Source organism: Streptococcus atopicus, from assembly GCF_049166725.1.
In the GTDB taxonomy this organism is placed as follows: domain Bacteria; phylum Bacillota; class Bacilli; order Lactobacillales; family Streptococcaceae; genus Streptococcus; species Streptococcus hominis.
Map to the genome: position 1 here is coordinate 22,092 of NZ_JBMHFC010000013.1, position 22,425 is coordinate 44,516.

Annotated in this window: 21 protein-coding genes and 1 tRNA gene; 20 read left to right on the forward strand and 2 right to left on the reverse strand. The window is 37.8% G+C overall.

From position 1 onward, the window contains the following. Positions 1–57: 57 nt before the first annotated feature. From rpsA to ACOMA9_RS08615, 4 genes are all read left to right on the forward strand, one after another. Complete coding sequence (gene rpsA, locus ACOMA9_RS08600) at positions 58–1,257, forward strand: 30S ribosomal protein S1 (protein WP_049508485.1); 1,200 nt, start codon at positions 58–60, stop codon at positions 1,255–1,257. A gap of 82 nt (positions 1,258–1,339) precedes the next feature. Beyond that, positions 1,340–1,411: transfer RNA gene (locus ACOMA9_RS08605), tRNA-Arg, on the forward strand. 143 nt (positions 1,412–1,554) lie between these two features. Continuing rightward, the gene (locus tag ACOMA9_RS08610) at positions 1,555–2,490 is read left to right on the forward strand and encodes an IS30 family transposase (RefSeq protein WP_421425228.1); all 936 of its coding nucleotides are present in this window, start codon (positions 1,555–1,557) and stop codon (positions 2,488–2,490) included. A 47-nt stretch (positions 2,491–2,537) separates the two neighbouring features. Then, positions 2,538–2,942 carry an NUDIX hydrolase gene (locus ACOMA9_RS08615; RefSeq protein WP_003042335.1) on the forward strand — a complete coding sequence of 135 codons (405 nt, stop codon included), beginning with the start codon at positions 2,538–2,540 and terminating at the stop codon, positions 2,940–2,942. A gap of 131 nt (positions 2,943–3,073) precedes the next feature. Here the strand turns inward: ACOMA9_RS08615 and ACOMA9_RS08620 are convergent, their stop codons facing one another. Further along, on the reverse strand, positions 3,074–4,057 hold the full coding sequence (locus ACOMA9_RS08620; protein ID WP_003024429.1) for an L-lactate dehydrogenase: 984 nt from the start codon (positions 4,055–4,057) through the stop codon (positions 3,074–3,076). Positions 4,058–4,256: 199 nt separating this feature from the next. Between ACOMA9_RS08620 and gyrA the strand changes: the two genes are divergently transcribed. Beyond that, a complete protein-coding gene (gene gyrA / locus ACOMA9_RS08625) occupies positions 4,257–6,704 on the forward strand; it encodes a DNA gyrase subunit A (protein ID WP_421425231.1) in 2,448 nt (815 codons plus the stop codon). Positions 6,705–6,724: 20 nt separating this feature from the next. Continuing rightward, the gene (locus ACOMA9_RS08630) at positions 6,725–7,468 is read left to right on the forward strand and encodes a class A sortase (protein ID WP_049534067.1); all 744 of its coding nucleotides are present in this window, start codon (positions 6,725–6,727) and stop codon (positions 7,466–7,468) included. A gap of 203 nt (positions 7,469–7,671) precedes the next feature. Here ACOMA9_RS08630 and ACOMA9_RS08635 read toward each other — a convergent pair whose 3' ends face one another. Further along, positions 7,672–8,988: an FAD-containing oxidoreductase gene (locus ACOMA9_RS08635; RefSeq protein WP_151380556.1), complete on the reverse strand. Its 1,317-nt coding sequence runs from the start codon at positions 8,986–8,988 to the stop codon at positions 7,672–7,674. A 361-nt stretch (positions 8,989–9,349) separates the two neighbouring features. Here ACOMA9_RS08635 and fadE point away from each other — a divergent pair, with 361 nt between their 5' ends. The 14 genes from fadE (at position 9,350) to dprA (ending at position 22,360) form a co-directional block, all read left to right on the forward strand. Then, positions 9,350–10,558 carry an acyl-CoA dehydrogenase FadE gene (fadE, locus tag ACOMA9_RS08640; RefSeq protein WP_330945373.1) on the forward strand — a complete coding sequence of 403 codons (1,209 nt, stop codon included), beginning with the start codon at positions 9,350–9,352 and terminating at the stop codon, positions 10,556–10,558. Between the two features lie 96 nt (positions 10,559–10,654). Beyond that, positions 10,655–11,503: a 3-hydroxybutyryl-CoA dehydrogenase gene (locus ACOMA9_RS08645; RefSeq protein WP_106083544.1), complete on the forward strand. Its 849-nt coding sequence runs from the start codon at positions 10,655–10,657 to the stop codon at positions 11,501–11,503. 15 nt (positions 11,504–11,518) lie between these two features. Beyond that, positions 11,519–12,697 (forward strand): acetyl-CoA C-acetyltransferase, encoded by a 1,179-nt coding sequence (locus tag ACOMA9_RS08650; RefSeq protein ID WP_151380577.1) that lies wholly within the window; start codon positions 11,519–11,521, stop codon positions 12,695–12,697. Positions 12,698–12,997: 300 nt separating this feature from the next. Continuing rightward, positions 12,998–13,777 (forward strand): enoyl-CoA hydratase/isomerase family protein, encoded by a 780-nt coding sequence (locus ACOMA9_RS08655; RefSeq protein WP_003042664.1) that lies wholly within the window; start codon positions 12,998–13,000, stop codon positions 13,775–13,777. A 17-nt stretch (positions 13,778–13,794) separates the two neighbouring features. Then, on the forward strand, positions 13,795–14,517 hold the full coding sequence (locus tag ACOMA9_RS08660; protein WP_106083547.1) for a CoA transferase subunit A: 723 nt from the start codon (positions 13,795–13,797) through the stop codon (positions 14,515–14,517). Position 14,518: 1 nt separating this feature from the next. After that, a complete protein-coding gene (locus ACOMA9_RS08665; RefSeq protein WP_151380491.1) occupies positions 14,519–15,172 on the forward strand; it encodes a 3-oxoacid CoA-transferase subunit B in 654 nt (217 codons plus the stop codon). 188 nt (positions 15,173–15,360) lie between these two features. Then, entirely contained in the window at positions 15,361–16,275 is a 915-nt protein-coding gene (locus ACOMA9_RS08670) for a LysR family transcriptional regulator (RefSeq protein WP_195323030.1), read from the forward strand. Between the two features lie 15 nt (positions 16,276–16,290). Then, the gene (locus tag ACOMA9_RS08675; protein WP_151380492.1) at positions 16,291–17,403 is read left to right on the forward strand and encodes an acyl-CoA dehydrogenase family protein; all 1,113 of its coding nucleotides are present in this window, start codon (positions 16,291–16,293) and stop codon (positions 17,401–17,403) included. Positions 17,404–17,406: 3 nt separating this feature from the next. After that, positions 17,407–18,324, forward strand: a complete 918-nt coding sequence (locus tag ACOMA9_RS08680; protein WP_003029674.1) for an MBL fold metallo-hydrolase — start codon at positions 17,407–17,409, stop codon at positions 18,322–18,324. A 119-nt stretch (positions 18,325–18,443) separates the two neighbouring features. Next, entirely contained in the window at positions 18,444–19,295 is an 852-nt protein-coding gene (ylqF, locus tag ACOMA9_RS08685) for a ribosome biogenesis GTPase YlqF (RefSeq protein ID WP_003029675.1), read from the forward strand. Then, on the forward strand, positions 19,282–20,064 hold the full coding sequence (locus ACOMA9_RS08690) for a ribonuclease HII (protein ID WP_421425237.1): 783 nt from the start codon (positions 19,282–19,284) through the stop codon (positions 20,062–20,064). The genes ylqF and ACOMA9_RS08690 overlap by 14 nt, the downstream gene beginning before the upstream one ends. Beyond that, on the forward strand, positions 20,061–20,888 hold the full coding sequence (locus tag ACOMA9_RS08695) for a PRD domain-containing protein (RefSeq protein WP_003029677.1): 828 nt from the start codon (positions 20,061–20,063) through the stop codon (positions 20,886–20,888). The genes ACOMA9_RS08690 and ACOMA9_RS08695 overlap by 4 nt, the downstream gene beginning before the upstream one ends. Next, a complete protein-coding gene (locus ACOMA9_RS08700) occupies positions 20,878–21,435 on the forward strand; it encodes a sugar O-acetyltransferase (protein WP_247936586.1) in 558 nt (185 codons plus the stop codon). The genes ACOMA9_RS08695 and ACOMA9_RS08700 overlap by 11 nt, the downstream gene beginning before the upstream one ends. An 82-nt stretch (positions 21,436–21,517) precedes the next feature. Beyond that, positions 21,518–22,360, forward strand: coding sequence for a DNA-processing protein DprA (gene dprA, locus ACOMA9_RS08705; protein ID WP_330945370.1), 843 nt, complete (start codon positions 21,518–21,520; stop codon positions 22,358–22,360). Positions 22,361–22,425: the final 65 nt, after the last annotated feature.

Consider the following 22,425-nt stretch of genomic DNA (forward strand, 5'->3'; position numbering starts at 1 on the left):
AAAAATATTATAAGTATGTCAAGCAAGAAATGCTTGATTGTTGGAGGATTTTTTTAGATGAATGAATTTGAAGATTTGCTAAATAGTGTTAGCCAAGTTGAGCCAGGCGATGTCGTTACTGCTGAAGTATTGACTGTTGATGCGAACCAAGCTAATGTTGCAATCGCTGGAACTGGTGTAGAAGGTGTGTTAACCCTTCGTGAATTGACAAACGATCGTGAAGCTGACATTAACGACCTTGTAAAACCAGGTGAAACACTTGAATTGCTTGTTCTTCGTCAAGTAGTTGGTAAAGATACTGATACAGTTACTTACCTTGTATCTAAAAAACGTTTAGAAGCTCGCAAGGCATGGGACAAGTTGGTTGGACGTGAAGAAGAAGTTGTTACTGTAAAAGGTACTCGTGCAGTTAAAGGTGGTCTTTCAGTAGAATTTGAAGGACTTCGTGGATTTATTCCTGCTTCAATGCTAGATACTCGTTTCGTTCGTAATACTGAACGTTTTGTAGGTCAAGAATTTGAAGCAAAAATTAAAGAAGTGGATCCAAAAGAAAATCGTTTCATTCTTTCACGCCGTGAAGTAGTAGAAGAAAAAGCTGCAGCAGCACGTGCTGAAGTGTTTGGTAAATTGGCTGTTGGTGACATCGTGACTGGTAAAGTTGCACGTATCACAAGCTTTGGTGCCTTTATTGACCTTGGTGGTGTTGACGGACTTGTTCACTTAACTGAATTGTCACACGAACGCAACGTTTCACCAAAATCTGTTGTATCAGTTGGCGATGAAATTGAAGTAAAAGTTCTTGATTTGAACGAAGAAGAAGGACGCGTATCACTTTCTCTTAAAGCTACAACACCTGGACCATGGGACGGTGTTGAACAAAAATTAGCTGCTGGTGATGTGATTGAAGGCACAGTTAAACGTTTAACAGATTTCGGTGCTTTTGTAGAAGTATTACCAGGTATTGACGGGCTTGTCCATATTTCACAAATTTCACATAAACGTGTTGAAAATCCAAAAGATGTGCTTAAAGTCGGTCAGGAAGTAACTGTGAAAGTTCTTGATGTAAATGCTGATGCAGAACGTGTATCACTTTCTATCAAGGCTCTTGAAGAACGTCCAGCACAAGAAGATGACCAAAAAGAAAAACGTCAATCACGTCCTCGTCGTCAAAAACGTCAAGAAAAACGTGACTTTGAACTTCCAGAAACTCAAACTGGATTTTCAATGGCTGACTTGTTTGGTGATATTGAATTATAATCAAATAAAAGGATTGGAATTTATCATTTCAGTCCTTTTTTACTTGTTATTTTTATAAAATTTTTATATAATAAAATAGTTGCCACCCTTAGTGTAATGGATATCACGTAAGATTCCGGTTCTTGAGATGGGAGTTCGATTCTCTCAGGGTGGATTGTGTTTATTACTTGAAAGTCTTGTTTTATGCAAGATTTTTTATTTTTGATAAATTGTAAAATATAGTGCAACAAAAAAACTCATAGTGTTTCATTGGTGTAAACTGTAAGTAACCACACAAACAGAACCCGAGGAAAAACTATGAGCTACTACCATCTTACCATAACTGACCGAATAAAGATAGAAACCTACTTGGAATTAGGTTTGAAACCTTGCCAAATTGCAAGTAAACTTGGCGTCCATAAGTCTACCATTTCAAGAGAGTTAAGACGATGCCAAAATGGTTATTCCGCAACCTCAGCACAGGAACAGTACGATCACAGGGCTAAGCAAAAAGGTCGGAAGTCTTGTTTGACACCAAAGTTGAAAAAGGAAATTGAGAACGGTTTAAAATCCTCCTGGTCGCCTGAACAGATTTGTGGTCGCTATCAGCTTGAACAAAAGCCAATGGTAGCTTTTAAAACCATCTATAACTGGCTTTATGCTGGTTTGATTGATCTGGATTTGAGCGTCCTTCGTCGTAAAGGAAAAACTCGACAACCTAAAGAAACACGTGGGACATTTAGGATTGGCACGTCGATTGCCAAACGTCCTAAAGAGGTCAGGAATCGTAAAACTTTTGGTCACTGGGAGCTTGATACTGTGGTGTCTTCCAGAGGCAAAAGCAAGGGCTGTTTAGCTACTTTTCTAGAGCGAAAAACGCGCTTTTACTTAGCTTTCAAGATACCAGATAGAACAGCCAAAGCCATGTTTTCAGCCATCGAAAAACTTTGTAGGCTATTTCCAAAAGAGGCTCTTAAAACCTTCACTTCAGACAGGGGAAAAGAGTTTGCCTGCTATCCTCTGGTAGAGAATTTAGGAATTTCCTTTTTCTTTGCGGATGCCTATTCATCCTGGCAGAGAGGAAGCAATGAAAACGCAAATGGCTTACTAAGAGAATATTTCCCAAAGAAAACAGATTTAGCCGCTATCTCTGATGAGGCTTTGAACAAGGCCTTATATGATATCAATCACCGACCACGAAAATGTTTAGGTTACAGAACGGCTTGTGAAGCTCTAGAGGATGAGTTCGAATAAATGTTGCACTTATTCTTGCAATTTATCTTTTACAAAGGAGATTGCGAATGCCTGTGAAATTGATTGCTCATGCTTTAATTGAAAAAGATGGAAAATATTTGCTTATTAAACGAAGTAAAATAAAACGTGGTTCTCCAAACATGTATCCCGAATATTGGGATATTCCAGGAGGTAGTGTGGAAGAAGACGAATTGCCACGAGAAGGTACTGTACGAGAAGTGATGGAAGAAGTCAACCAAAAAGTACAATTAAGTTCGATTCTTCATGAGGATAGCTGTTATGATGATACAAAGGGCATCGTTTTTACGCGTCTAGTGTATAAGGCAAAATTGCTGGAATATAGAGATATTAAACTTGATCCAGAAGAGCATACAGCATTTCGCTGGATTCGGGTGCTGTCAGATATGAAGGGTGAGAAGACTGTTCCTTATTTAAAAGATATATTGAAATAAATTGATAAGGTGAGATTATATAAAATAAATGGATACGATAAAGTCATGATGCCGTGCAAATCAACTTTATCGTATCCATTTTAGATATGAAAAAACTCCTTGATAAAACAAGGAGTAAGAAAGGAAATTCTTTAGTTTTTAGCTGCTGAAGCAAATTCTTCTTTGGAGAAGGCATCATTGATGATGTCTTTTAATTGTTTAGCAGAAGCTTGCATTTTTTGTTTTTCAGCATCATTCAACGGGATATTTACTGGACGTACGATACCATGTGCGCCGACAATAGCTGGTTGTCCAATGTAGCAGTCTGTAACGCCAGGATATTGGCCTTCTTGGAATACTGAAAGTGGAAGAACTGAATTTTCGTCATCAAGGATAGCTTTTGTGATACGAGCTAAGGCAACTGCGATACCATAGAAAGTCGCACCTTTTTTATTGATGATTGAGTATGCAGCATCACGGACACCTTCAAACAGGTCAACTAATTCAGCAGCATTGAAGTTTTCTACGTCTTGAAGATAATTTTCAAGGTTGACACCTGCAACGTTGGCATGTGACCAAACAGCGAATTCTGAATCACCATGTTCTCCCATGATGTAAGCATGGACAGAGCGAGCATCTACATCTAATTTTTCAGCAAGTGCTTGACGGAAACGTGCTGAGTCAAGAGAAGTACCTGAACCAATGACACGTTCTTTAGGGAATCCAGAGAATTTCCAAGTTGAGTAAGTCAAAATGTCAACAGGGTTAGCAGCTACGAGGAAGATACCGTTGAATCCTGAAGCAACAATTTTAGTAACAACATCTTTGTTGATACGAAGGTTTTTTTCAACCAATTGAAGACGAGTTTCACCTGGTTTTTGTGGTGCACCAGCAGTCAAAACGACAAGATCTGCATCGTGCGCATCAGCATATTCTGCTGAATAAATTTTCTTAGGTGAAGTGAAAGCCAAGGCATGGCTGAGGTCTTCAGCATCCCCTTCTGTTTTTTCTTTGAAAATATCAACAATACCAAGTTCTTGGGCGATTCCTTGGTTGACAAGAGCAAATGCGTAAGAAGAACCTACAGCACCGTCACCGACAAGGATGACTTTTTTATGTTGTTTAGTAAGAGTCATTTTGCTAAACATCTCCTTTATTTTATTGGGGAACGTTTTCCCTTTACAAATCCATTCTATCACTTTTGTAACATTTTGTCACGAATATAATACATATCATCTTATGTAAACGTTTTTACAAAAAAGGGTGTTTACTGAAAAAAATCCCAATTTATGTTATAATGATATGGTCATATAAATTGAAGAGAGGCATTTTTTAATGCAGGATAATAATTTAGTAAATGTGAATTTAACGAGCGAAATGAAGACGAGTTTCATCGATTATGCCATGAGTGTCATTGTTGCTCGTGCTCTTCCAGATGTTCGAGACGGTTTAAAGCCTGTTCATCGTAGAATATTGTATGGGATGAATGAGCTGGGGGTGACTCCTGACAAACCACATAAGAAATCTGCTCGTATCACGGGTGATGTTATGGGTAAATATCACCCGCACGGAGATTCCTCTATCTATGAAGCTATGGTGCGGATGGCGCAATGGTGGTCTTACCGTCACATGTTAGTAGATGGTCACGGAAACTTTGGTTCTATGGACGGAGACGGTCCTGCGGCACAACGGTATACAGAAGCTCGGATGAGCAAAATATCGCTTGAAATGTTACGTGATATTAACAAAAATACAGTTGATTTTGCAGATAACTATGATAGCAGTGAGCGTGAGCCATTAGTTTTACCGTCACGTTTTCCTAATTTGCTGGTCAATGGGGCGACAGGTATTGCTGTGGGAATGGCAACAAACATTCCTCCTCACAATCTTGGTGAGACCATTGATGCTGTAAAATTAGTCATGGATAATCCAGATGTGACCACACGTGACCTTATGGAAGTGTTGCCTGGTCCAGACTTCCCGACAGGCGCTTTGGTTATGGGGAAATCGGGCATTCATCGCGCTTATGAAACTGGGAAGGGTTCCATTGTTTTACGTGCTCGGACAGAAATCGAAGAAACTAAATCTGGTCGTGAACGAATTGTCGTCACTGAATTTCCGTATATGGTCAATAAAACCAAAATTCATGAGCATATTGTGCGACTGGTTCAAGAAAAACGTATTGACGGAATTACAGCGGTTCGTGACGAATCTAACCGTGAAGGGGTTCGTTTTATCATTGATGTGAAGCGGGATGCAAGTGCGCATGTTATTTTGAACAATTTATTTAAATTAACGCAAATGCAGACGAATTTTAGTTTCAATATGCTAGCGATCCAAAATGGAGTGCCAAAGATTCTGTCTTTACGCGAGATTTTGCTTGCTTATATTGAACACCAAAAAGAAGTGGTGACACGTCGGACGGTTTTTGATAAGGAAAAGGCGGAAGCTCGTGCACATATTTTAGCTGGTTTGCTGATTGCACTTGATCACATTGATGAAGTGATTCGCATCATCCGAAACAGTGAGACAGATGCAGAAGCGCAAGCAGAGTTGATGGCACGCTATGAATTATCCGAACGTCAAAGTCAGGCGATTCTGGATATGCGTCTTCGCCGTTTAACGGGATTGGAACGGGATAAGATTCAATCTGAATATGACGACTTGATGAAATTGATAGCAGATTTAGCAGATATTTTAGCTAAACCAGAACGAGTTGTTGCGATTATCAAGGAAGAATTAGAAGAGATTAAACGTAAGTTTTCTGACGAACGTCGTACAGAACTAATGGTTGGTGAAGTACTGTCTTTGGAAGATGAAGATCTCATCGAAGAAGCAGATGTTTTGATTACACTTTCCAATAAAGGCTATATCAAACGGTTGAACCAAGATGAATTCACTGCGCAAAGACGTGGTGGTCGTGGTATTCAAGGAACAGGTGTAAAGGATGACGATTTTGTCCGTGAATTAGTTTCTACCAGCACACATGATCGCTTACTCTTCTTTACCAATAAAGGTCGCGTTTATCGCTTGAAAGGTTATGAAATTCCCGAATACGGCCGTACAGCGAAAGGTTTGCCAATTGTTAATTTGTTGAAATTAGACGAAGGTGAAACAATTCAGACGATTATCAATGTTCAAGCCGAGCATGATGATCATTCCTACCTTTTCTTCACAACGCGCTATGGTGTTGTGAAGCGGACAAGCGTAACAGAGTTTGCTAATATTCGTCAAAATGGTCTGAAAGCTTTGAATTTAAAAGATGAGGATGAACTCATCAACGTCTTTTTGACAAATGGTCACGCAGATATCATTATCGGAACCAAAATGGGATATGCTGTACGATTTAACGAAAAACAAGTTCGAAATATGGGACGAGCTGCGACTGGTGTGCGTGGAGTGAATTTGCGTGCGGATGACCATGTTGTAGGAGCAAGTGTCATTTCGAATGATCAAGAAGTGTTAGTTATCACTGAAAAAGGATATGGCAAGCGTACTTTAGCTAGTGAATACGCTACGAAAGGTCGTGGCGGAAAAGGAATGAAAACAGCTAATATTACTGAGAAAAATGGTCCATTAGCGGGGCTTATGGCTGTGAATGGTGATGAAGATTTGATGATTATCACAAATACAGGGGTTATTATTCGGACAAATGTTGCTAATATTTCTCAAACAGGACGTGCAACTTTGGGTGTTAAAGTAATGCGACTAGATAAGGGAGCGCAGATTGTTACTTTTACAAGCGTTGCAGCAGAGAATGAAAAAGAAGTGGATGAAGAATAAACTAAATAAAAGGAAATGTTATGTCATCAACAAGAAAAAAACATAATAAAAGAAAAAATATTCTGATTAATATTATTGCGACATTGTTAATCATTGTTGCACTTGCACTTATTTTCAACTCTTCTATTCGGAATATGATCATGGTTTGGCATACCAATCGATATCAAGTGAGCAATGTTTCAAAAGATAAAATCACTCAAAATAAAAAAGCCAAAACTAGCTTTAATTTCGATAAAGTTAAATCGCTGTCTACCGAAGATGTGATTAATGCGCAATGGAAAGCACAGCAATTACCAGTTATTGGTGGAATTGCTATTCCTGAACTTTCGATGAATTTGCCAATTTTTAAAGGCTTGGGCAATGTGGGTCTTTATTATGGCGCAGGTACGATGAAAGAAACACAGCAAATGGGGAAAGGGAATTATGCATTGGCTAGTCACCATGTATTTGGGATTACAGGTGCAAGCAATATGCTCTTTTCTCCTTTAGATCGTGCTAAAGCCGGAATGAAAATTTATCTGACAGATAAGGAAAAAATTTATACTTATTCCATTACTTCAGTTGAGAATGTGGCACCTGATAGAGTAGATGTGATTAATGACCGCGAAGGTGTCAATGAAGTGACTTTGGTGACTTGTGAAGATGCTGCGGCTACGTCACGAACGATTGTTAAAGGAACGCTAGAAGGAGAAACTTCTTATAAAGACGCGCCAAAAGAAATTTTAAATGCATTTAGTAAAACGTATAATCAAATGCAGCTATAATAAAAACGAGGTTGAGACGATAATATCTCAGCCTCGTTTTTATGATGGAAATAAATAGTCACGCGATACTTGAGCAAGCTTTGTAAGAGTGAGAGAACGGGCTAAAAATTTTTAGTTCTCAGCCTTATCCCACTTTTGCTTTTTTGTCGAATGAAATCAAAGTGGTTTATGACAACATGTTTGTCGAAGTGCAGAAGTCGTGACTAAATCGCAAATAAATCATTAAGATTTTCAGCCAAAGTTGGATGAGTAAAGATTTGTTTTGTGAAATAAGTATAAGGAATCTTATTGTCCATAGCTACAGTTAGAATGTTAATGATTTCTTGAGCACCTTGCGAGAAGACAGTAGCCCCTAAAATTTCCTTAGTTTCTGTATTAACAACAGCTTTAAACGCTCCCCTAAGATCTGCATTAACATGTCCACGTGGCATGGCTGCAACTGGAATTTCTTTGGTAGCATAGGGCAGGCCTTGTTCTTTAGCTTGGGCTTCTGCCAAACCAATTTGTGCAAGTGGGGGAGTGATAAACATGGTAGTCGGTACATATTTGCGATTTTCAAGTGTGTAGGAGCCATCACCGGCTAAGTAATTGAAAACGACACGAAAATCATCTAGTGAAACATAAGTAAATTGTAGTCCACCGTTGACATCACCAACAGCAAAGACACCAGAAACAGTTGTTTGGCAATGCTTATCCACTTGGATAGCACCGCGGTCTGTAACTTGGATGTCTGTATTTTCAAGTTTTAATGGTTCGATATTTGGTTTACGACCGGTAGCATAAAGCAAAGCGTCAAAGCGAAATATTTCGTTTTTAGCAATGACAAGCACCTCTTCACCGTCATTTTTCACTTCTTGAGTGTAAATATTTTGAAGAATTTCAATGCCATCTTCCGTCATATATTGTTTAGCCAAAGTGGCAATTGAAGGCTCTACACGTGGCAAAAAAGTATCAGCAGCATCAAGGACAGTAACCTTGCTTCCTAGCTTATTGAAAAGTCCTGCAAATTCAAGACCGATATTTCCACCACCAAGGATGCCAAGACGTTTAGGTAATGTAGAAAGATTTTGAATGCCTGTTGAATCATAAACATTTTTTGTTGTAGTAAGTCCTGGAATTGGTAAAACATTTGAGATAGCGCCCGTATTGATGACGATATTTTCGGCTGTTAGCTCTTGCTTTTCGTCGCCTGCTACAATTTCAATTATTTTGTTAGACAGAAAATGAGCTTCTGCATCAATAATATCTACTCCAGCACTACTAATGGCTGCGTAATTTTTCCCATTAAGTCTGCTAGTAACCTCATTTTTCTCAGCCATTACTTCTTCAAATGATAGTTCTTTTTCTGCGGCGACTAATAAAGTTTTGGTTGGAATACAAGCAATATTGATACAAGTTCCACCATACATAGCTTTGCTACGTTCAATTAAGGCAACCTTTTTGCCTTGGGTTGCTATTTTTGCTGCCAATGTTTTACCAGCTTTACCAAAACCAATAACAATTAAATCGTATGTTAACATGATTTTTCCTCCGTTTTTATAAGCATTGTAACATATTCATTTTTCAAATGCTCGCATTTTGCTCTGGAGGATTGGTAAAGGATTGGGGAAAAGAATTTCTTTGGAATTAGAGAAAATATTTTTAGAAATTCAATTATTTTTACAAATAAATTTTTAGATTTTGCAAAAATTTTATTTGTAAAATCTTGCCTTTATCCTTTGGAAAGTAAGTAAAATCAATATGTATAATAGAAACTTATGGGACGATTAATTTTTCTTAAGTAGACACAAGACCATATCTGATATAAAATGTAAGCGTCAACAAATACTGAGCCTTGAAATGAAAGCGCTCTTATAACATTATTATAAAGGAGTCCATATTATGGCAACCAAAGAAGAAATTTTACGTGAATTATATCCTGAAGATCTCTTTCACTATGCAGACGATCTGACACTGGGAGAAGCAGAAGTTTTGCAAGAAACTCGTCGTTTGATTGAAAAACATCTTCGTCCTGTGATCAATGAACATTGGGAAAAACCTGATTTTCCATTTGAACAATTTTACGCAGTTGCCAAAGGCGCTCAAATTATGAACAATCCTAAATTGTTCGAAGGACGTGAAGGCAGTTATAAACCGTCAGAACTTTATATCGCATTCCTTTATTTGGAATTGGCTCGTTTTGATACATCAATGGCTACATTCTATACTGTGCATGGTGGACTTTGCTATAACACAATTTTACTCGGTGGAGACGAACGCCAACAAAAAGAATTTCTTCCTAAATTAGCAGCGTTTGATTGGCAGGGATGTTTTGCTTTGACAGAACCACTTTCTGGTTCAGACATCGCAGGTGGGCTTGCAACAACTGCTGAACGTGTAGGAGACAAGTGGATTATTAACGGTGAAAAACGTTGGATTGGTGGTTCAGATACAGCTGATGTTATTCCAGTATTTGCTCGTGACATTGCAGATGGCAAAATTAAATGCTTTATCGTTCGCAAAGGAGCTCCTGGTTACGATGTAGAAGTTATTCAACATAAAATTGCACTTCGTTGTGTTCGAAATGGTCATATCACAATGACAAATGTTGAAGTTCCAGACTCAGACCGTTTGGTAAACATCAATGGTTTTGAAGATGTAGCTCGCATTCTTACATTTACTCGTGCTGATGTGGCTCATATTGCTATGGGAATAACTTGTGGTTCATTTGTTGCAGCATTAAAATATACTACAAACCGTCAACAATTTAAACGTCCAGTTGCTAAATTCCAAATCATTCAAGAAAAATTGGCTAGAATGCAAGCGAATGCTGTGGCAACTATTGCTTACTCAGTTCGTCTTGCTGAAATGCAAGAAGCTGGCAATGAATTAATGTTAAATTCTGCCCTTGCTAAAATGCATAATTCACTCGTTATGCGAGAAACTGTTGCCCTTGCTCGTGAAGTAGGCGGAGGGGATGGAATCACTCTTGAAACAGATGTTGCCCGTTTCTTTGCAGACGCTGAGGCTGTTTATACTTATGAAGGTTCTCATGAAGTCAACGCTTTGATTGTTGGTCGTGAAATTACTGGCTTAGGTGCATTTGTATAATGACAAAGCAGGAACGGTTGAAGAGTATTCATCATTCAATCGTTCCTATTCTTTCATTTTAAACTTTATAATGTTAATATTAGATAGGAGAGAAAATTGAATATTTCAAAAGTGATGATCATTGGGTCAGGTCAGATGGGAAGCGGTATTGCACAAGTCTTTGCCCAATCAGGCTTTACGGTGTATTTGAATGACATTAAAGACGAATTTGTCGAAAGAGGAATTGGAAATATCACCAAGCAATTGACACGTTCTGTAGAGAAAGGTCGTCTGTCAGAAACTGATAAAAATAGTATTTTGAGTAAGTTGATTCCCTCAACCTCATACGAAGATGCAAAAAATGTTCAGTTAGTTATTGAAGCTGCTACTGAAAACCGAGACATTAAGTTGAGTATTTTTAAACAATTAGATGAATTAACAACACCAGAAACAATTTTAGCGTCCAATACATCATCTTTGTCAATTACTGACATTGCAGCAGCAACAGTGCATCAAGAACGAGTTATTGGTATGCATTTCTTTAATCCTGCTCCTGTTATGAAATTGGTCGAAGTGATCAAAGCACTTCAAACATCAGAAGAAGTAGTCAAAACTGTTCGTGAATTGACTGACAAAATCGGTAAAACAGCAGTTGATGTTAGAGATTCTTATGGTTTTGTTGTAAATCGAGTGTTGATTCCGATGATTAATGAAGCAATTTTCATTCTTGGAGAAGGAGTAGCATCAGCTGAAGAAATTGATGAAGCGATGAAGCTAGGAGCTAATCATCCAATTGGTCCTTTGGCTTTAGCAGATTTAATTGGTTTGGATGTTTGCTTGGCTATTATGGGCGTATTGAATAATGGGTTTGGTGATCCAAAATATCGTCCTGCTCCATTGTTGAAAAAAATGGTTGAAGCTAATAAACTTGGTCGTAAGACCAAGGAAGGTTTCTTTAAATACTAAGGTAAGGAGCAAGAAATGAAAGAAGCAGTTATTGTATCAGCAGTTCGTACACCATTAGGTTCTTTTGGTGGAAGTTTGAAAAATATTTCAGCTGTTGATTTGGGAAGTTTGGTTATCAAAAGCGCGCTGGAACGAGCAAATTTGAAAGCTGAACAAGTTGATGAAGTGATTATGGGAAATGTTTTAGGGGCAGGACTTGGTCAAAACGTGGCACGTCAAATGAGTGTCAATGCAGGTATTCCAGCCTCTTCTCCAGCATTCACAGTCAATAAAGTATGTGGTTCAGGGCTTAAAACTGTTCAGTTGGCTGCACAAGCTATCCTTTGTGGAGATGCTGATATCATTGTAGCGGGTGGTGCTGAGAATATGAGCCAAGCACCATATGTGCTACAAAATCAACGTTGGGGCTCTCGTATGGGAGACTCTAAAGTTGTTGATACTATGTTGTGCGACGGTCTGACTGACGCCTTTAATGATTTCCACATGGGAATCACAGCTGAAAATGTTGCTGCACAGTATGATATTTCTCGTGAAGTTCAAGATGCTTTTGCTGTGCAATCTCAACAACGTGCTGTGGCAGCTATTGAAGCTGGACGTTTCAAAGAAGAAATTGTTCCAGTGGTTATTCCACAAAGAAAAGGTGAGCCAATTATTTTTGATACGGATGAATTTCCAAGAAAAGATGCCTCATTAGAAGGTTTGGCTAAATTGCGTCCTGTCTTTAAAGAAGGTGGAACTGTCACGGCTGGTAATGCTTCTGGTATCAATGACGGAGCAGCAGCAGTTGTTGTCATGAGTTCAGAAAAAGCAAAAGAATTAGGCATCCCCGTTTTAGCAACTATTAAATCATATGCTAGTGCGGGCTTAGATCCAAAAATCATGGGTTGCGGACCAATTTATGCCTCTCGTAAAGCACTTGAAAAAGGTGGTTTTACAGTTGAAGACCTTGATTTGATTGAATCCAATGAAGCATTTGCAGCTCAAGCATGTGCTGTTGGAAAAGAGTTAAATCTTGATCCAGAAAAAGTAAACGTAAATGGTGGTGCCATTGCACTTGGTCATCCAATCGGGGCATCAGGCTGCCGTATTCTGGTTACGTTGCTGCATGAAATGGAAAAACGCGATGCTAAACGTGGTCTTGCAACTCTTTGTATCGGAGGAGGAATGGGCACAGCAGTCATTGTAGAACGTTAAAAATAATTACCTACTAAATTTAATTTACCATTTGATTTTTTTACTCTGTAAAACAAATTCTATCTAAGACGTTTATCTTAAATGATTCTTAGTAGAATTTGTTTTTTATTTTGAAAATCAAAAAGTCTTAGTATTTTTTATAACTCTATAAGTTTAACTTATAGAGTTATAAATTAGGATTAAGTAGACGAGAGTGGAAAAATGAGATATCATAGCATTGTAAGCTCTTACATTTTTGGTTCAAGTATTTGTTGACACTATATACTTTATAACTCAAATTTTATAAGTAGGAGCAGTAAAATGAGTAAAACTGTTTTATTAGAAGTTAAAAACAGAATCGGCTACATCACGATCAACCGTCCTGAAGCTTTAAATGCTTTGAGTTCTCAGGTTTTGGCTGATTTGAATGAAGTTCTTGATCAAGTTGAAAACAGTGAAGACATTCGTGTTGTCATTGTGACAGGATCAGGAGAAAAAGCATTTGTAGCTGGGGCTGATATTAAGGAAATGGACTTAATGTCACCAATTCAAGCTTTTGAATACATGACATTTGCAAACAATACCTTTACTCGCCTTTCAGATTTACGTCAGCCAACGATTGCGGTACTCAATGGCTATGCACTCGGAGGTGGAATGGAACTGGCACTTTCAACGGATATTCGTATTGGATATGAAAAAACAGTTGTAGGCTTTCCAGAAGTCGGCTTGGGCATTATCCCAGGATTCGCTGGTACTCAACGTATGTCTCGTTTAATTGGAACAAGCCGTACGAAAGAATTGATTTTCACTGCTCGTACGGTGAAAGGTCAAGAAGCCTATGAACTAGGCATTCTTAACAAGCTGGTTTCCGTCGAAGAACTATTAAGCTCAGCTGAAGAATTGGCTGCAGCCATGATAAAGAATGCACCATTAGCTGTGGAAAAAGCTAAGCATGTCATTCAAGTTGGTTCGGAACTCCCACTAAAAAATGCTATCAGACTTGAAACGGAAGCTGAAGCATTGTTGTTCTCTACAGAGGACAAAGTAGAAGGGATGCGTGCTTTTGTAGAAAAACGTAAGGCGGTTTTTAATCGTAAGTAATAAGTGGAGATATTGGCATGCAAATTGTAACATTATCAGAAGCAATTTCTAACATTAAATCTGAAGATATTGTAGGTATCTCAGGTTTTCTTGGAGTGGGTGAGCCATTTGAACTCATTGAAGAATTGGTTCGACAAAATCAACAGAACTTAACAATAGTATCTGTTGTTACCTCACAACCGGGTAAAGAGATTGGCGTTGGTCGCTTGTGTGAAAATCACCAAGTTAAAAAATATATTGCAGCTCACGTGGGTACTTCCGCTGCCGTACAACATGAATATTTTAGCGGTGATATGGAAGTTGAATTCACACCAATGGGAACCGTGGTTGAACGACTTCATGCTGCGGGTGCTGGTTTGGGAGCTGTTTTGACTCCGACTGGCGTTGGGACTATTTTGGAAAAAGATTATGAAAAAGTAGCTCGCAACGGCAGAGAATATCTTGTTTATGACCCTTTGAAAATTGATGTTGCTTTGATTAAGGCTACCAAGTCAGATAAATATGGCAATTTATACATTGATGGGACAACTAAAAATATTTCATTGCAGCTGGCTCTTGCAGCTGATACAGTGATTGTTGAAGCCAATGAAATTGTTGAAGTTGGTGAAATTGATCCTAACGATGTATATATTCCCGGAATTCTTGTAGACTATGTTGTTGAAAGCTTGACTTCTAAAGAACATCATAAAATGATGGGCGACCTCTGGATAGAGACTAAAAAATTGGCAGGGGTAAATTAATATGAAATCAAAAGAAATTATTGCAAGACGTGTGGCTCTTGAATTTAAAGATGGAGATGTCATCAACCTTGGATTTGGTATTCCGAATGCCTCTGCTGATTATATTCCTGAAGGCGTAAATGTGATCCTTCAAGCAGAAAATGGTGCTCTTCGTTTTGGTGAGACACCAACAAAAGAAAATTATGATGCAAATCTGGCAAATTCTGGAGGAGCACCCATTACTCTTTTACCGGGAGCATCGTTGTTTGACCTACAAACTTCGTTTGCCATTATTCGTGGAGGTCACGTTGATGCTACGGTTTTAGGAGCGTTAGAAGTTAGTCAAGATGGCAGTATTGCGAATTGGATTATCCCAGACAAGTTTGCTCCAGGGATGGGAGGAGCTATGGACCTTCTGGTTGGTGCCAAAAGGGTTATCGCTGCTATCCAACATACTACTGTTGATGGAAAATCAAAATTGCTGAAAGAATGCACATTGCCATTGTCAGCTAAAGGAGTTTTGGATTTGGTCATCACAGAGCTAGCGGTATTTGACTTTCAAGATGGGAAATTCCTTTTGAAAGAATTAGCTCCCGGTGTCTCTTTGGAAGAAGTTCTTGAAAAGACAGAGGGAGAAGTAATCGTGTCAGATGACTTAAAAACAATGTCTATCTAGTTAAATTATCAAGCAAATATAGCTACTGTTTGCCATAAAGTGTGTTACTATATGCTTATAACGAACTTTATCGATGATAAGTTTTTAATCAACCTATTAGCAACTGATCATCTATATTAAAAAGATCAGTTGCTATTTTATTCCTGACAAATTATATTACAAATATTGAAAGATAGGAGACGATGAACATGGATATTATTCAAATGACTTACTTTATCAATATCGTCGAATGCGGATGTAATCTTTCGATTGCTGCTAAAAAAATTCATATTAGTCAATCTGCTTTGAGTCAATTTGTCACAAATTTTGAAGCGACTGAAGGACTGCAGCTTTTTAATCGTAGAAATGGAAGATTAGAAAGTCTGACAGAAGCTGGTGGGAAAATTTATCGTTTTGCTACGGAAATTGTCAATCGCCATGAAGAAATGCAATCCATGATTCATATGGAAGCGCAAAAACAAAAAGGAACCATTAATTTAGGCATTCCTTCTCTGATTTTGCGTGTTTATTTTGCCAGTGCTCTTCCTAAATTTTTAAAGGATAATCCGCACATTAATATTCAAGTTGTGGAGGGAGGAAGCAAGGATTTACATCAAAAATTTCTTGAAGGTGATTTAAATTTTGTTTTATTGATTGAGCCGACTAATTTAGATGCTAAAAAGTACGAGCAATATATTATACAAGCCGATGAATATGCAGCTTATATGGATAAAAATCATCCTTTAGCAGATAAAGAACTTCTTGAATGGAAAGACATCGCCGCTTATGATTTAGCAACATTTAATAAATCATTTACCACTTATGAATTAGTAGCTGAAAAATTAAAAAATAAGAAGATAGAGACAAATTTTACATATTTATCATCAGCATGGGATTTTTTAACAGAGTCTACGTATAAGAATGATATGATTGCTATTTTACCTCGTCCAGTAGAATATTTTGTGGATAAAAATAAGTTTAAAGCTGTTCGTTTTAAAGATCCGGTTCCATTTAATATCTGGTTCTGCAGACCATATAAAGCAAATTATAATGAAGTTGAAGCATACGTTTATGAAGAACTTTTGAAAGGTTACTATCAGCCTATTTCGAGCCTTGATACCTAATAAAGGAGCAAATTGATGTCAAAAATTAGCACTACAGCAGCTATGATTGATTCATATACGAATACAGCAATCAAAAACTATGTAAAATCACATGATGAATCAACTTATTTTCCAAAGGAAATGTGGGATGAATTGACGAACGAAATGGATATATTTTTGCCCATTTTATCTGAAGAGAATCACACCTTAAGTTCTGATTTCATCACATTTATCCGAAAAATTGCTAATGAATTTGCTGCTCTTTCAGCTATTTTATTAACACAAGGTTGCTATGGAATTTATTCTATTTTGAATTTTGGGACAGCAGAGCAAAAGGAATTATATCTTGAAAAGTTACTAAAAGGTCAGTACATAGGAGGATTAGGATTTTGCGAGTATAAACATCTAAAGGGGCTAGAAGATCTTGAAACGTATGCAACAAAGACTGAGCAGGGATGGTGTCTCTCAGGGAAAAAGGCGATGATTTCCAATAGCAGCGTTGCAGATATACTACTGGTTTTGGCAAAAGTAAAAGAACAAGGTAAGGTGGAGAAGTACGGACTCTTTATTGTTGATCCAAAAGATTCAGATGTGCTAATTGGTGAACAGATTGAAAAACCGGGCTTGATAGGTCTTCCTTTGAGTTCAGTCACGCTGAAAAATGTCTTGCTCCCGGAAAACGCCTTATTGGGAGACGAATTAGCTGGGGATGTCCAATTTGCTAACATCATTAAAAATATGCAACTTGGCTTAAGTGCTATTGCGTTAGGTGTTGCTGAGGGGGCTTTCAATAAAGGTATTGAATTTGCAAAAGTGAGGAGAGGATTTGGAAAGCGTTTGATTGATGTGGAAATTCATCAAAATAAATTTGCTGATTTATATAATAAATTATGCTCTGCAGAAGCTTATTTTGCATCTTATCCTAGTCAAATTGAAGAAGATGCAAAATTTGTTTCTCGAATAAAACTGTACACGACGAAAGTTGCCATTGAGATATCCGATGAAATCCTTCGACTAATTGGTCCTTTACAAAAATTCGACAAGGTTAATATCAAACGTTATTTAAAGGATGCAGAAACTATTGAAAATTATGGAAGATCTGGAAATTCTATCAGAAGAGAAATTGCCGAAAGGTGGATAAAGGAGTAAGAAATGACAGAACTCACTCTACAAGAGTATCAATTTAGAGACATGAAATTAACTTGGTTACGTGGAGTTGATAAAATGACAGATGCAGGCACTTTATTTGGTCCTGTACCAAAAGTTGTTTGGTCACGCTATTATCCAACAACTGAAGAAAATATGATGGTTGAATTAACCGATCCAATATTGATTCAATACAAAAATAAAAATTATTTAATTGATGCAAGTTTTAACACTGCGAAACTATCTGATAAACAAAGACGAAATTTAGGGATTTTATCTGAAAGCAGAATTGAAGAGAGCTTGGAACTTTTAGGTTTGACTCCTGAAGATATTTCTTATGTGTTAATGACTCACATGCATCACGATCACTCTGGTGGATTGACAAAATTAAATGAAAATCATCAGTTGGTTTCAACTTTTCCCAATGCTAAGATTTTTGTAAATGATATTGAATGGTACGAGATGATGAACCCAAATAATCGGACTAAAGGGACTTATCTCAGAGAAAATTGGGAACCTATTCAACATCAAGTTGAGACATTTACGGAATACTTAAATGTCATACCAGAAATTCAAATGGTTCATACTGGTGGTCATAGCAATGGTCATAGTATCATTTTGCTGAAACAAGGAAATGAAACCATGATTCATATGGCAGACTTGCTCTTAACTCACGCGCATCGCAAGCCTGTATGGGTCGCTGCTGTAGATGATTACCCCATGCGTTCCATTATTGCAAAAGAAAAATGGCTCAAGGAAGCATTTGAAAATCATTATAAATTTTTCTTTTACCACGATCAATTTTTTGCTGTTGTGGAATTTGACCATGAAGGAAAGGAAATTGTTGATTATGTGAAACGGATTCGCGAACCAAGACTTCCGTTTACCGATAAGCAGGATAGAAAGCCTGTTTTGTATCATTAAGATTCAAAAATTGCCTTTTGTTTTGGAAAGGTGATTTTTTGTTGCATGATTTATCAATGCGGATTAGCTAAAATTCTGGTATAATGAAGATGTTAAACTAGTGTAAGAAAGAGGTTTTCATGGCTACTATTCAATGGTTTCCGGGACACATGTCCAAGGCTCGGAGACAAGTACAAGAAAATATCAAATTTGTGGATTTTGTGACAATTTTAGTAGACGCGCGTTTACCATTGTCCAGTCAAAATCCCATGCTGACTAAAATCGTGGGAGAGAAGCCTAAGCTCCTCATTTTGAATAAAGCAGATTTGGCTGACCCGACTTTGACGAAGGAGTGGAGAAATTATTTTGAAAAGCAAGGCGTCAAGGCTTTGCCAATCAATTCTAAGGAGCAATCAACTGTAAAAAAAGTCACGGAAGCAGCTCAGTCTTTGATGAAAGAGAAAATCGCTCGGCAAAAAGAGCGCGGAATCCAAATTGAAACATTGCGAACCATGATTATCGGGATTCCTAATGCCGGAAAATCCACACTGATGAATCGTTTAGCCGGAAAAAAAATTGCTGTGACTGGAAATAAACCAGGTGTTACCAAAGGGCAGCAGTGGCTCAAGTCGAATAAGGACTTGGAAATTTTAGATACTCCAGGGATTCTCTGGCCTAAGTTTGAAGATGAGAAAGTTGCTTTGAAACTCGCTTTAACAGGAGCGATTAAAGACGATTTGCTTCCAATGGATGAGGTTACTATTTTTGGAATCAATTATTTCAAAGAACATTATCCAAAGGAGCTTCAAGAACGGTTCAAGCAAATGAACTTGGAAGAAGAAGCACCTGAAATCATTATGGATATGACACAAAAATTAGGATTTCGAGATGACTATGACCGCTTTTATCGTCTTTTCATAAAAGATATTCGCGATGGCAAGTTAGGACGTTATACTTTGGATACTTTAGGTGAGATACATGGCGACAATTAAAGAGATTCAAGAAATCTTATCTGAAATAACAGACATAGAGAGTCCTGTTTTTGAGCAATTTCGAGATGATAGTCGGGCTGGTGTCCACAAGCTCATTATGAAGCGTAAAAAACAAATCCAAGCTGAATTGGACGAAGACTGTCGTTTGGAGCAAATGCTACGATATGAAAAGGAGCTTTATGCTACTGGTTGCCAATATATCGCTGGGATTGATGAGGTTGGTCGTGGTCCCTTAGCAGGTCCTGTTGTGGCAGCAGCAGTTATTTTACCTAAAAACTGTAAAATCAAAGGTCTCAACGATAGCAAGAAAATTCCCAAGAAAAAGCACGAAGAAATCTATCAAGAAGTGCTAAAACAAGCCGTTGCAGTTGGTATTGGTGTCAAGGATAATCAAGTGATTGATAAGGTGAATATCTATGAAGCGACGAAATTAGCCATGTTAGAAGCTGTGGGAAATCTTGAAATCTCTCCGCAACATCTCTTGATTGATGCCATGCAGTTAGATGTTCAAGTTTCGCAAACGTCTATCATCAAAGGAGATGCTAATTCACTGTCTATTGCGGCCGCTTCGATCGTAGCCAAGGTGACGAGAGATCGCATGATGACTGATTATGAGCTAACTTATCCAGGCTATGACTTTGCACACAATGTTGGTTATGGAACCCAGCATCATTTAGATGGATTGAAACGAAAAGGAATCACTCCTATTCATCGGACAACCTTTGAACCAATTAAATCCATGCTTGAAGAAGTCGAGGACAAGGGATGATTATTTCTAAAGTTTTAAATAATAATGTGGTCATTTCTGAAGAAAATCACCAAGAAGTAGTGTTGATGGGATGCGGACTGGCTTTTGGATGTAAAGCAGGAGAGGATGTTCGGGATAATCTGATTGAGAAAAAGTATGTCTTGTCAGAAAACAAGCGTGAATTATTGTTAGAATTACCTGCTGACATCATAGAAATGGCTGATAAAATTATCACTTACGCACATGCAAAAATAAATAAAAAATTGCAAGATGGTGCCTTTTTAGCAATGGCTGACCACCTGTATGGTGTGGTTTTACGTGTCCAAGATCATTTCTTTATGAAAAATTTCCTCATGTGGGATATTAAGCGATTTTTCCCTGACGAATTTGAAGTTGGCAAGTATGCCAATCAATTGTTGGGTGACTATTTAGGACAAGATTTACCTTTGGATGAAGCAGGCTTTATGGCTTTGACCATTGTCAATGCTGAATTAGATAATGGCAATGTAGCCGCTCAAGATTTGACACAGCTAATGGAAGAAATCATGACAATCGTCAAATACAGCTTAGAGATCTCATTAGATGACGAGGATATTTATGTTCAGCGCTTTATTACGCATCTGAAATTTTTTTGCGAACGTGTTTTAACGGACACCGGACATCAGGAGTTAGACGACAACGATATGTTTGATTTACTGAAAATTAAGTATCCGTCAGCTTATGAAACGACAACAAAGATTACCCAATATCTTAAGCAAACGCGCAATTATCAGACGTCTGATGACGAACAAATGTATCTAACCATTCACTTATCAAGAATGAAAAGGAAAGTCAATGAAAACTGAATATGAAAAAATGATTGCGGGAGAATTATACAATCCGCAAGATTCCGAATTACGAAAATTGGTAACACGTTCTCGTCAATTTCAATACGCATTTAATGCAGAACAGGACGGTAAAAAAAGAAGTAAACTCGTAAAAGAATGGTTCGGTTCAACTGGTGAGAACATTTCGATGAAACCAAACTTTGTCTGCGATTATGGTATCAACATTCACTTAGGAGAAAATTTCTATTCTAATTGGAACATGACCATGCTTGATGTTTGTCCGATTACTATTGGAAAAAATGCATTGTTTGGGCCAAATTGTCAACTTTTGACCCCTCTCCACCCTTTAGATGCACAAGAACGCATATCAGGTATAGAATACGGTGCACCAATTACCATTGGCGATAATTTCTGGGCAGGTGGTGGTGTAACGATTTTACCAGGAGTAACATTAGGTAACAATGTTGTCGTTGGTGCGGGATCAGTTGTTACTAAATCTTATGGTGATAATGTTGTTTTAGCAGGAAACCCAGCTCGGATTATTAAAGAATTAGATAAAATGTAAAAAACGAGAATTTCTCGTTTTTTCATTTCTTTTACGAATAGTATCTTTGAAAGATATTAATGAAAGTAAAAGGAATGATAAAATGGATAATTTTGATATTTATAAACTAAAAACAGCTGGTTTGACCAACCAACAGGTCATCAATGTTCTTTCGTATGCTGAGATACAAGAAAAAGAATTATCAGTAAAAGATATGGCAGTTGTGTCGGAATGCCGTAATCCAGCTCTTTTCATTGAAAAATATCTGCAGCTAGATGATGATTTATTATGTCAAGAATTTAAAAAATTTCCGTCTTTTTCTATCTTGGATGATGTGTATCCTTGGGATTTGAGTGAAATTTACAATCCACCCGTTCTCCTTTTCTACAAAGGAAACTTGGATTTGTTAAAATTACCGAAAGTAGCTGTTGTGGGAAGTCGCAATAGTAGCCGTACAGGCAGTCAATCTGTTCAAAAAATTGTTAAAGAGCTAAACAATGAGCTAGTTATCGTAAGCGGCTTAGCGCGCGGAATTGATACATCAGCTCACATGTCAGCGTTGCAAAATGGTGGTCGAACGATTGCCGTTATTGGAACCGGTTTAGATGTTTTTTATCCAAGAGCAAATAAAAAACTTCAATCTTATTTGGGAGAACATCACCTTGTGCTTAGTGAATACGGTCCCGAATCAGAGCCATTGAAATTTCATTTTCCAGAGCGGAATCGCATTATTGCAGGTTTGTGTAGAGGCGTTATTGTAGCTGAAGCCAAAATGCGCTCAGGAAGTCTAATTACTTGTGAGCGCGCAATGGAAGAAGGGCGAGATGTGTTTGCTATTCCAGGGTCAATTTTAGATGGCAGAAGTGATGGCTGTCATCATTTGATTCAAGAGGGTGCAAAGTGCGTCACATCAGGCGCTGACGTACTTTCTGAATTTCAATTTTAAAACAAGTTCTCCTATAAGAGAATGCTACTAGTTGACATCTTAAAAAAAATAGTTTAAACTCTATG